Annotated in this window: 1 protein-coding gene; it reads right to left on the bottom strand. The window is 43.1% G+C overall.

All coding sequences use genetic code 11. From position 1 onward, the window contains the following. Window positions 1-15 precede the first annotated feature (15 nt). Entirely contained in the window at window positions 16-13,869 is a 13,854-nt protein-coding gene (locus O0550_RS01145; RefSeq protein ID WP_258425475.1) for a non-ribosomal peptide synthetase, read from the bottom strand. Window positions 13,870-13,877 lie beyond the last annotated feature (8 nt).

The following is a 13,877-nucleotide window of genomic DNA, read 5'->3' as shown; positions in this document are numbered from 1 at the left end:
CCTATCTCATTGCGATTACAGATCATCTATGTCTTCAAACAAATCATCTAATAGATCGTCAAGCTGTTCTTGGCTTAATTCCTTTTCTGTAAAATCAGTAGGTGTAAATTCTACGGTATCCTTTTCCAAGCAATGCTTACTAATTAGAAGTAAATGGTGCTTGAAGCGCTCCATCAAAATTTCAACAATCGCTCGATCAACGGCTGCAGGAGCAAATCGGCAATTTACATGCAACTGGTTATTCGAGACCGCTCCATTAAACTCCAGCAGGTGCGTGTCATAATATTGCGGGCTGATCGGCTGACCAGTAGGAATCCCAGCAGATTCGCTCTCCTCCTCTTGTTGATCAAATACTCCCAGATAGTTAAAGCTGATCTCTGGACGAAGCGAGAAGGTTATCTCCTGTTTGTTCGCATCGCTTGTCAGATGCTTGAGTATGCCGTAGCCCATGCCTTTATTAGGTACTCGGCGCAGGGTTTCTTTTACCGATTTAATGATGAGAGGCAATTCGTCATTTTCTAAATCAATCACGACTGGGAACAGTGAGGTAAACCATCCAATAGTGCGGTTGACATCTACCCCTTCACCTATTTCCTCACGACCATGACCCTCTAAGTGGATAGCCACTCGATTCTCTTTTGTCCATTCCTTACTTGCTAATCCTAATGCAGCAAGCAACAGATCATTAATCTCCGTTCGATAAGCTCGATGTACACGAGTAAGAAGATTTTGGGTTTCTTCTTCTGTTAGACTCATCGTGGCATATTCGCTGTCCTTCACATAATATCTACCGTCATTGTTTCCTTTTTTAGGAAGAGGGGCGATCGATATTTCTTCCATCTGCTTCCAATATGAAATCTCATGTAAAAGAGCATGACTATTTGCATATTTATTCAAGCGCTCACTCCATGTTTTAAAGGAGGTCGTTTTTTCAGGAAGTACAATTGCTTGACCTTGAATGACTTGCTGATAAGCATTATGAAAATCCTCAAGCAATATACGCCAAGAGACGCCGTCAATCACTAGGTGATGGATCACGATCAGTAAATAATCCCCAGCCTTGGTGGTAAATAAGCCAAGTCGTACCAGAGGTCCCTTTTCTAAATCAAAGCTCGCTTGCAATTGAGTAGCGATTTGCTCAATTTTCGTTGCCTGCGTATCAGTTGGTTCTTGGGTAAAATCGAACACCTGCAATGTGAACGCCTTGTCCTCAAGTCCCCTGTTGATCTGAGTCACCTTGCCCTCGGTATGCGGATACACCATTCGCAGGGCATCGTGATGCTCCGTTATTTTTTCAAATACCTGCTCGATCGCATCTTGGTTCCAGCCATTCGAGCTGTACAGTAACGAATCCTGATTAAAATGCTGCGGCTGTTCCTGATTTTCTTCAAAGAATGCTTTTTGAATTGGCGTGAGCATAACTTCGCCTTCAACAGTTCCTTGTTCAAGTAATGCCTGACTGGTTTGCATCCATGGAGCAAGCTCTGCAATCGTTGGGTGCTTAAACAGATGGCTGATTTCCAGCTTGCGGTGGTAACGACGCAATCTTGCTGTGATTTGAATTGCTTTGATGGAGTCACCGCCCAGCTCAAAGAAGTTATCGTAAATACCGATCCGCTCGACACGTAACACCTCTTGCCAAAGCTCAACAAGGATTTTTTGGCTTTCGGTAGTAGCCTCTACGTACTCCACTCCCGTTTGTATTTGTCCATCAGGCTCTGGTAAAGCTTTTTTATTCACCTTCCCGCTTGGTGTCAAAGGAAACTCCTCAAGCTCGATAAAATAAGCAGGAATCATATAATCGGGTAGTGTTTTTCCTAGATGTTTGCGCAGTTCTGCTACCGTCCATTCATCTGCTACTACCAGATAAGCACACAGATAAGCTTGACCTTGTTCATCTTCACGCACCAGCACAACCGCCTCTATTACCTGCTCATGCTCAAGAAGCCGCGTCTCAATTTCACCCAATTCAATTCGGTGTCCACGAATTTTCACCTGATCATCAATACGTCCTAAAAACTCAATATTTCCATCCGGAAGCCAACGTACTAAGTCCCCCGTCTTATACATTCTTTCGCCTTGGGCAAATGGATTATCCACAAATTTCTCTCTAGTTAATTCAGGGCGGTTCCAATATCCAGGAGCAATCCCTACTCCACCGATGCATAACTCACCCGGTACCCCAATTGGCTGAAGTTGATAATTTGGATTAATAATGTAGGCTTTTTTATTCAACACAGGCTTACCAATATGTGGCTTATCCTCTGGCGTACATAAGCCAATCGTTGCATCTACTGTTGTTTCAGTCGGACCATATGCATTTAAGAAGATTCGCTCAGTTCCCCATAGTCTGACTAAATCTACAGGTAATGCTTCCCCACCTGTACTGATATATTTCAATGCTGGTAAATCTTCATACGGCAATGCACGCAATGCAGAAGGCGAGATAAACGGAATAGAAGTTATTTCATTTACTCGTAACCATTCAACAAACTCAACGCCAGCCATGAGCAGATTGCGATCCATCAGATAGAGAGTGGCTCCATTTGTAAGGGTATGGAAAACCTCTCCTACGGAAGCGTCAAAGCTAAAGGAGGCAAACTGTAGAACGCGACTATTCGCAAAGATTCCATAGGTTTGGGCCATTAAGCATAGGTTACATACTGCCTGATGATCAATCATTACCCCTTTTGGTTGACCTGTAGAACCTGAGGTATAGATCATATACGCCAAATCTTGAGCTGTATTGACGATCCCCACATTCGTATCAGCCGCTTGGTACCACTGCATCTGCTCAATTAATATCCGATCACCTGTGAATTCTGAGGGGACCTCATGCTTTTGCTGGAACAATAATAGTGATGCATGGCTGTCTTCAAGAATATACAGCTTTCGATCTAGAGGGTAATCAGGATCAATTGGAACATAAGCTCCTCCTGCTTTGAGAATTCCCATCATTCCAATAACGGTTTCTATAGAACGATCCGCCATGATTGCAACAAATTGATTTCTCTGTATCCCTTTATCGATTAAGCAACGTGCCAATCTATTTGCACGTTCATTAAGCTCACGATACGTGATGGATTGATCCTGATAGACAACAGCTATCTGTTCTGGTGTACGCTCCACTTGTTGCTCGAATAGGCTATGAATGGTTTGGTTATCAGGGTAATTGGCCCTAGTATCATTAAATTGCGTTAAAATCTGTTCAATTTCTGGCAGAGTAGCAATTTTGATTTCAGCCAAACGAATGGCTGGATGCTCAATAATTTGTTGTAAAACATAGGTGAAATGTTGAGCCATTCTGCTAATGGTTTCTTTTGTATACAGGCTTGTACTGTATTCAATAGCTACCTTGAGTGTTTCTTCCTCAAGCATTGTCCAATCCATGTCAAACTTGGCATTTTTCCATTCAAAATCAAATGGCTTGAAGGTCAAGCCTGCCAAATCAATATCAGTCATCTCCATGTTTTGCAAAGTAAACATCGTATCGAAGAGTGGATGGCGACTCATATCTCGTTGTAAATCGAGCTTCTCTACCAATTTCTCAAATGGATACTCTGCATTGGCATAAGCTTGTAAAACCTGTTCCTTAACTTGTGCCAGATAGGAAATAAACGTCTGCTCTCCTACAGGCTGTCCACGTAAAGCTAGCGTGTTGACGAACATACCGACGATGCTCTCTACATCCGCATGAGGGCGTCCGGCAATTGGAGAACCGACAATAATATCATCTTGACCGGTATACTTAGCCAGCAACACCTGATAAGCCGCCAATAAAGTCATATATAGAGTAGAACCCTGACTCACTGATAATTTTTTCAACTGGCTGAGAATGTCAGCATCAATCTCAAAGGTCCATACATCTCCTTCGAACTGCTGGACTGCAGGACGCGGGAAATCTGTCGGCATTTCCAAGACAGAAGCTTCTCCAGCAAATTGATATAGCCAATAGCTTTCCTGATCTTGTAAGCGAGTCACTTGGGCATCAGCTTGTTGCCACACAGCGTAGTCCTTGTACTGTATCGGAAGAGGAGGCAGGTCCTTTCCTTGATAGAGCTGCGTTATATCCTGGAACAATACATTGGTAGAAACTCCGTCTGAGATGATATGGTGCATATCTAGCATGAAAAGGAATCTCTCAGGGCTAATCCGCACGATGCCTGCACGGAACAATGGAGCCTGGCTAAGATCAAACGGACGTATAAATCCTGCTGTGATGCTTGCAAGGTCTCCTTCCGTTCCATCCATGATCTCTAAATCCCAGGCCACCTCTTCATGCACCTGCTGCATCAGCTCTTCGTCAACCATATGAAAGGAGGTTCGCAGCGACTCGTGTCTTTCGACCAATTTCTCAAGTGCTAGATGAAGCTTATCAATTTCTAAAGCTCCCTCCACTTCAAGGAAAAGCGGCATATTGTAGCTGGTTGTTTGGACATTTCCTAAATGCTGCACCACGTACATCCGTCTCTGCGCGGAGGATACCGGATAGAATTCCTGCCTTGGAGCAGGCTCAATCTCGGAGTGGCCTGATCGATCAAGAAGGTCGATCGTTGCTGCCAATTCCTTGACAGTAGGCTGGGCGAATACCTCTTTCAAAGGCACCTCGATGCCCAGTTCTTTATTCATTCGTAAAACGAGCATCATCGCTTTTAGCGAATGACCACCCAACTCAAAGAACATGTCCTGTGTACCAACTCTCTCGACACCCAAAATCTCTTGGAATAACGCTGCTACTTTTGCTTCTGTCTCCGTTTCTGGGGCCACATATACACTGGTCATTTGTCCTTCCGGCTCTGGTAAAGCGCGTTTGTTCACCTTCCCATTAGAAGTGAACGGTATCTGCTCTAGTTCTACAAAATAAGTAGGCACCATGTATTCTGGCAAAGCCTCGCTTAGATGCTTACGTAGTTCCGCAACCGTCCATACCCCATTTGCAACGATGTAAGCACATAGGTACGAATGCCCTTGCTCATCTTGCTTTGCTAGTAAAACCGCTGCGCTTATAGCAGGATGCTCCAATAATCTTGTCTCTATTTCTCCCAGCTCAATTCGGTAACCGCGTACCTTAACCTGCTCATCCATCCGTCCTAAATACTCCATGCTTCCATCCGGCAACCAACGGGCTAAATCACCGGTACGATACATTCTATCTCCTGACACGAAAGGATTTTCCACAAAGCGCTCTGCTGTCAGCTCTGGACGATTTAAATAGCCCCGTGCAATTGCTGCGCCGCCAACGCACAATTCCCCTGGTACTCCAACCGGCTGAAGCTGATTATTCTCATTTAAGACATAGACACTCGTATTGTTTAACGGACGTCCAATCGGTACGATTCCCATTTCCTTGATACTAGAATCCACCGTGTATGTGGTAGCGAAAACGGTTGTTTCTGTAGGGCCGTATCCATTTACTAAACGGCCTTCTCCGAGATAATCCAGTGCCTTTTCTACATGCTTGTATGAAGCCTTTTCCCCGCCAAATACAACCTTGCGCATGGATTTCATACTAGTCACGTCAAGCTCCACTAGCGTATGGAACAGGGACGTGGTCATAAACGAAACCGTAATATCCTGCTCGCGGACGATCTTCGCCAGCTCCATTGGATTTAACATGACCTCTTTTGGCACCAGTACAAGAGTCGCTCCATTTAATAGCGCGCTGTAGATATCGAAGGTAGAGCCATCAAAAGCGTAGTTAGATAGCTGTAATAGACGGTCTGTTGGCGCGATCTCGATATAGCCATTGTTGATGATGGTGGTCAAAATGTTTTGGTGCGTTGTCAGGTTGCCCTTTGGTTTACCAGTAGAACCTGAGGTATACATGACATATGCCAAATCCTGTGTTTTATTGATCAGCTCCAAATTCGATGAATCTTCATGCATCCAGCACTCTTCCGCTAGGAGTAATACCTCCCCCTGATAGCTAGCAGGGATCATTTCTGTTTTTTGCACCAATAACAACTTAGTCCGGCTGTCCTCTAGCATGTGCTCAATACGATCGATTGGATAGGAAGGATCAATTGGCATATAAGCTCCGCCTGCTTTTAGGATGGCGAAAATCCCTATCATCATCTCAATGGAACGATCGGTGATTAATCCAACCGCTTGATCCGGCTGCACACCTTTCTTTCGGAGTACCCGGGCTAATTGATTTACTTTTGCATGGAACTCACTGTATGTGAGCTGCTTGTCTTTAAACACAAGTGCCGGCCGATCTGAAAAACGCTGTACTTGTTGTTCGAATAGATGGCAGATGGATAAATCCTGTAAATCATCAGTAGCAGTGTCGTTAAAGACCGTCAGTATTTGCTGTTTTTCTTCGTCTGTTGTGAGTTCTAAATCTCTGAGTAAGCAATCCGGATGCTTAGCCACTTGTTCTACTAAATAAGTGAAATGCTTTTCTAGCCTTTGAATGGTTTCATGTTTAAACAGGCTGGTGCTGTACTCAACCGAAATCAATAGATTATTTTGTTCGGCTATCATCCAGGTCATATCAAATTTTGCATTTTTCCAGTTTAAATCACGCGAATGAAGCTTTAGACCAGAAATATTTATATCGGACATATCCATGTTTTGTAAGACAAACATCGTATCAAACAATGGATGACGACTCATATCTCTTTGTAAATGCAGCTTCTCTACCAACTCTTCAAATGGATAATCAGCGTTGGCATAAGCTTGTAGTACGTTTTCTTTCACTTCTGATAAGTAAGAGATGAAAGATTGCTCTTCTTTTGGTTGACCGCGTAGGGCTAGTGTATTAACAAACATCCCCACAATGCTCTCTGTGTCTGCATGAGGTCTTCCTGCAATCGGAGTTCCGACAATGATGTCATCTTGACGGGTATACTTGGCTAACAGGATTTGATAAATCGCCAACAGAGTCATATACAACGTAGTGCCTTGCTTAGCTGACAATTGCTTTATGCTGTCCAATACTTTGGCATCAATTTCAAATGACCAGGAATCTCCATCGAACTGCTGTATGGCTGGTCGCGGATAATCAGTTACCATTTCCAAAATTGGTAGGTCACCAGAGAATTGGTTTAACCAATACCTTTCCTGCTCCTGAAAACGGACAACCTGAGCCATGCCTTGTTGCCACACCGCAAAATCCTTGTATTGAATCTTGAGAGGACTCAGCTCTATCCCTTGATACAACTGCGTTATATCCTGAAACAATACATTCATCGATACCCCATCTGAGATGATATGATGCATATCCAGCATCAATAAATGTCGCTTCGGATTGATTTGAATGAGTCCCGCACGGAATAGTGGCGCCTTGGCAAGATCAAAAGGACGCATAAAGGAATCGGTCAGCTGTTGAACTTCTTCCTCTACGGCATGAATCATTTCCATCTCCCATGCGACTTCTGCATGTACCTTTTGCATCAGTTCAGCCTCAACCATATGGAAGGAGGTTCGCAATGACTCATGACGCTCAATTAGTTGTTTCAAAGCTAGAGATAGCTTTTCTACCTCAAGAGCACCCTCCATTTCTAAATAGAACGGCATATTGTAGCCTGTTGTTTCTACATCCCTCATTTGTTGAACCACATACATTCGTCGCTGCGCATTAGATACTGGATAATATTCTTGCTCCATGGCCGGTTGGATTTCGCTGTAATCCGACTGTTCAGCCTGTCTGATATAGGCTGCTAATTCTTTAACGGTTTGTCTGGCGAATACTTCTTTTAACGGAACCTCTATTTCTAATTCCTTGTGTATTCTTGAAACCAGCATCATTGCTTTTAGGGAATGACCACCCAATTCAAAGAATGTATCCTGCGTTCCCACTCGGTCTACAGCTAAGATCTCTTGGAAAAACTGAACTAGCTTCTCCTCTGTCTCATTTACTGCCGCCACATACTCATTGGTAATCACTCGATCTGGTTCAGGCAATGCACGCTTGTCTACCTTGCCATTGGAAGTAAGAGGTAGCTTTTCAAGCTCAACGAAATAGGATGGTACCATGTACTCTGGCAGAGCCTCCAGTAGATGTTGACGTACCTGAGCCACCGTCCATTGATCCGTGCTTACAATATAAGCGCACAGATAGGAATGACCTTGTTCATCACGTTTTGCGACAAGTACTGCTTCACTGATAGCAGGGTACTCCAGGAGACTTTTTTCAATTTCGCCCAGTTCAATTCGATGTCCGCGAATCTTCACTTGTTCATCCATTCGTCCGATGTACTCAATGTTGCCATCTGGTAAGAATCTAGCCATGTCTCCCGTCCGATACATTCTATCTCCGACAAGAAACGGGTTATCCACAAAGCGCTCTGCTGTCAGCTCTGGACGATTTAAATAGCCACGTGCAATTCCTGCTCCGCCAACGCACAATTCCCCTGGTACTCCAATCGGCTGTGGTTGATTATTCTCATTCAAAATATAGACACTCGTATTGTTTAACGGACGGCCAATCGGTACGATTCCCGTTTCCTTGATACTAGAATCCACCGTGTATGTGGTAGCAAAAACGGTTGTTTCTGTAGGGCCGTATCCATTTACTAAACGGCCTTCTCCGAGATAATCCAGAGCCTTTTCTACATGCTTGTATGAAGCCTTTTCCCCACCAAATACAACCTTGCGTATGGATTTCATACTAGTCACGTCAAGCTCCACTAGCGTATGGAACAGGGACGTGGTCATAAACGAAACCGTAATATCCTGCTCGCGGACGATCCTCGCCAGCTCCATTGGATTTAACATGACCTCTTTTGGCACCAGTACAAGAGTCGCTCCATTTAATAGCGCGCTGTAGATATCGAAGGTAGAGCCATCAAAGGCGTAGTTCGATAGCTGTAATAGACGGTCTGCTGGTACAATCTCGATAAATCCATTGTTGATGATGGTTCTCAAAATATTTTGGTGAGTCGTCAGATTGCCCTTTGGCTTACCAGTAGACCCTGAGGTATACATCACATACGCCAAATCCTGGGCATCATTAATCAACTCTAAGTTGGACGCTTCCTCCTGTATCCAGCACTCTTCTACTAGAAGCAATACTTTGCCCTGATACCCCTCTGGAATCATAGCAGCTTCCTGCACAATCAAAAGCTGTGCCTGACTATCCTCTAGCATGTAGGTAATCCGTTCTACTGGATAAGAAGGATCTATTGGCAAATAGGCTCCGCCAGCTTTTAAGATTGCCAAAATTCCTATCATCATTTCAATGGAACGATCAGTGATTAATCCAACCGCTTGATCCGGCTGTACCCCATGCTTTCTTAATACGCGAGCAAATTGATTTGCTTTTGCATTCAACTGTCCGTAAGTAATTTCCTTATCTTTAAATAACAACGCTATCTGATCAGGGTTTTCCTCTACCTTCTGCTCAAACTGCTGGTGAATCGTTTTATCACTCGGATAATCAGCTTCTGTTTTATTAAACTCCTCCAAAAGCTGGTACACTTCTTCTTCCGTTGCCAATTCCATATCTGTAAGGCTCAAGTCAGGATTTTCCGCCACTTGATTTAGCAAATGGGCAAAATGCTTCGCCATCCGCTCGATTGTTTCTTGCTTAAATAAGCGGGTACTATATTCAACTGAAAAATGTAAGGATTCTTTCTCTACAGCCGCCCATGTAAGATCAAATTTTGAATGCTTCCATTCCATGTCCTTCGTTACGATTGAAAGACCTTGTATCGCAACCTCGGTAATATCCATGTTTTGCATGACAAAGATTGTGTCAAATAAAGGCTGGCGACTTAGATCGCGACTTGGATTTACCTTATCAACCAGCTCTTCAAATGGATAATCTGCATTGGATTGAGCTTGAAGAACCAGTTGTTTAATCGTAGAGAGAAACTCGCGGAATGTCTGAGTTCCCTCTGATTTGGTGCGGATAGCCAGCGTGTTAACAAACATCCCGACAATCGATTGCAAATCAGCATTTGTCCGGCCTGCTATCGGGGAACCTATCACAATATCGTTTTGCGAGGAATACTTGGAAAGCAAGACATGATAAGCCGCCAGCAATATCATGTAAGCCGTACAGCCCTCTTTAACAATGAGCTGTTGTAATTCCTGCCATACTTGTTGATTTAATGTAAAGTCCAATACGTCACCATCAAACTGCTGCATCGCTGGACGTGGAAAATCAGTAGGAAGCTCTAGTACAGGCACACTCTCTGAAAATTGTTTCAGCCAGTATTCCTCTTGTTCTTGCAGACGAGCAAGCTGAGCCTCTCCTTGTTGCCAGACGGCGAAATCCTTGTATTGAATTCGCAGGGCAGGCAGCTCTCGTCCACGATATAATTGCGTAAAATCTTGAAAGAGTATGTTAGTAGATACGCCATCTGAGATAATGTGATGCGTATCTAGCAGCAGCAAATGACGCTCAGAATTAACACGAATTAATCCTGCTCTAAACAATGGAGCTTGACCGAGATCAAAAGGACGAATGAAGGATTTTGTCAAAGCATAAACCTCTTCCTCAGACGCTTCCATCTCCTCCATTTCCCATGTCACATCATCATGCACCTTTTGCAGCAAGGTCTCGTCAATCATATGGAAAGACGTTCTCATTGATTCATGACGCTCTATCAATTTCTTCAGAGTTTGTCTCACATTTTCCCTATCAAGAGCCCCTTCTATTTCTAGCAAAATCGGCATATTGTAGCTGGTTGTATTCGTATCTCTAATTTGCTGCACTACAAACATTCGTCTTTGGGCAAAGGAGACTGGATAATACTCTTGTTTGGCAGTTGGCTCAATCATGCTGTAGGCAGAGCGATCCATCTTATGAATATACGCCGCTAATTCTTTGATGGTAGGACGTGTAAATATCTCCTTTAACGGGACTTCAATGCCCATTTCTTTATGAATCTGTAAAACGAGCATCATGGCCTTAAGGGAGTGACCACCAAGCTCGAAAAATGTATCCTGCGTGCCAACTCGCTCAACACCCAAAATCTCTTGGAAAAATTGAACCAGCTTCTCCTCTGTTTCGTTCTCTGGAGCAACGTAAGCACTGCCCATTTTTCTGTCTGGTTCAGGCAACGCTCGCTTATCTACCTTCCCGTTTGCCGTAAGCGGTAGTTTCTCAATCTCGATAAAGTAGGAAGGCACCATGTATTCTGGCAAGGATTCCATCAAGTGTTGACGCAGCTCTGTAACAGTCCAAAATGCCTGACCTACTATATACGCACACAGGTAGGAATGACCTTGCTCATCTCGTTTTGCTAAAAGCACTGTCTCGCTGATAGCTGGGTGCTGTAAAAGAACCTTTTCGATTTCGCCCAGTTCAATCCGGTGACCACGAATCTTTACCTGTTCATCCATCCGCCCGATGTATTCAATGTTGCCGTCGGGTAAAAAGCGGGCTAAATCTCCAGTACAATACATTCGTTCACCCGAGACAAACGGATTATCCACGAAATGTTTCTTTGTCAGCTCTGGACGGTTAAGATAACCACATGCTACCCCCTCACCGCCAATGCATAGCTCACCGACTACTCCTATTGGCTGAGGCTGTCCATCTGTATTTACAATGTAGGCTTTCGTGTTATTAATCGGTCTTCCGATAGGAACAGATGCCCTCGTCAGCATGGAGTGATCTACAGAGTAATAGGTAGCATACACGGTAGTTTCCGTTGGTCCATACACATTGATAACCCGGTGCTCGCCTAAATAATCAAGGGTTTTCAGGACATGCTTAACCGAAGCAAGCTCTCCTCCGAACAACACCTTTCGTACCGATTGAAAGCACGTTATATCCAAATCCACCAGTGTATTAAACAGAGCAGTCGTCATGAAGGAAACCGTCACTTGCTCCTTCTTAATAAGACGTGCCAGCTCATTCATATTGAGTACAGCCTCTTTTGTTACTAAAAGTAATGTAGCTCCATGCAATAATGCCCCATAGATTTCAAAGGTAGAGCCGTCAAAGGCATAATTGGAGAGCTGCGACAAGCAATCTCCTGGCGTAATCTCAACATAACCGTTATGAATGACGGTCTTCATAATATTTTGATGTGTTGTCAAAATGCCCTTAGGCTCTCCTGTAGAACCAGAGGTATACATCACATATGCTAAAGCCTGTGCTTGCGTAATATGAGCCGGATTAGATGTTTCCTCATGCATCCAGCTCTCTTGGGTTAAGAACAATACCTCTCCCTGATAATCGGCTGGTATCATTTCTTGTTTTTGCACCAATAATAGCTTCGTTTGATTATCCTGTAGCATATATTGAATGCGTTCAGCCGGATAAGAAGGATCAATTGGCATATAAGCTCCGCCTGCTTTAAAAATCGCCAAAATGCCTATGATCATTTCTGGGGAGCGTTCGGTGATGATGCCGATTACATCATTAGGCTGTACACCTTGCTTTCTTAACACGTATGCCAACTGATTTGCTTTCGCATTTACCTCACCGTAAGTCAGCTTCTCTTCTTTAAACACAAGTGCGATCTGATTCGGATTTTTATCTACTTGTTCTTCAAATAGCTGATGGATGGTCTTCTCTCTTGGATAATCTACATAGGTATTGTTAAAACCATAGAGAATCTGATCTTTTTTATCTTTTGTTAAAATATCGATTTCCTTTACAGGGATGCTAGGATCAGCAGCCACTATGTCAGCCACAGTAACAAAATGATCAATTACATTTGCTATGTATTCCGATGTATAAAGCTTGGAATTATATAAAATTTTAATGGAAGATTCATCACCAATCTGCGCCTGCACACTTAGATCATAATTGGTTTGCTCGTGATGATCTGTGGCGAATGCGAGCGAGAATCCAAGCTCTTTTTTATCTGCAAGCTGATTAAAGCTGTCCATATCGATATAAAAATTTTCAAACGCAATAATATGATTGATAAAATCGCCAGATTCTGGATGAATATCTGCCAACGAAAGATAATCATATGATTCTGAAGCCAAGGCCATTTCCTGTACTTTGGCTACTAGCGTGTCAAATCGCTCTTGTTGATCAGCTTTGATTCGCACAGGAATTGTATTGATAAATAGCCCAACCATTTTTTCAACATCAGGAATCTCTGCCGGTCTCCCCGAGACAACTGATCCAAATACTACGTCATCCGTATTATTATATTTCTGTAATAATATCCCCCAAATCGTTTGGAAGACGGTATTGACTGTAACCTGGTAGGTTTTAGCTATGGCAATCAATCGGTCGGCAGTTTCTTGATTTAATTTCACGATGCATTGTCCGTGAGTATATTCTTCGTGATTCGCCCGTACTAATTGCTGTGGAACACCTGTTACTTTGTCGTATCCCTCTAATAGCTGTTGATAAAAATCCTTTGCTTCCTGATGATCCTGTTTTTCTAGCCATTGAATATGCTTACTGTAAGGTGTCACATGCTCGTATGGAACAGGGGTATGATTCACGATTCCTTTATACATACGTAAGAAATCAGTAAGGATAATGCCAAGGCACCAACCATCCATAATGATATGGTGATTACTCATTATTAACTGATACTGCTCCTGATCAAGCTTAAATAATGACATTCGGATGAGGAGGTCCCGGGAGAGGTCAAACCCCTTCTCCCGATCCCTCATTTTAAACTGCTTAATGTAATTCACTTTTTCTTCTGGCTCCAGATGAGAAATATCTTCAAAATAAATAGTGGAGCTTCTTTCCTTTAATACCATTTGTACAGGTTCTTTTACTTTTTTGTAGCGAAAAACAGTTCGTAAAATATCATGCTTTTTGATTAATTGGGTAAAGGCTTCTTCCAAATATTCAAGCTCTACCTTGCCTTCCAAAGTAAAGATCAGTTGATCAAAATAGGCATGATTTTCTTTATCTTTTAAGGAATGAAATAAGATCCCTTTTTGCATAGGAGATAAGCGATACAAATTTTGCACATTACTTCTGCTAAACATATCTAAAT

The sequence above is a fragment of the Brevibacillus halotolerans genome, assembly GCF_026891775.1.
Classification (GTDB): domain Bacteria; phylum Bacillota; class Bacilli; order Brevibacillales; family Brevibacillaceae; genus Brevibacillus_B; species Brevibacillus_B halotolerans.
The sequence above is the reverse complement of the archived record's forward strand: the minus strand, read 5'-3'. Positions and strand labels throughout refer to the sequence as shown.

Excerpts from the sequence above, each read along its gene's own strand:
- O0550_RS01145 (WP_258425475.1), bottom strand. The coding sequence starts at position 13,869 with ATGTTTAGCAGAAGTAATGTGCAAAATTTGTATCGCTTATCTCCTATG.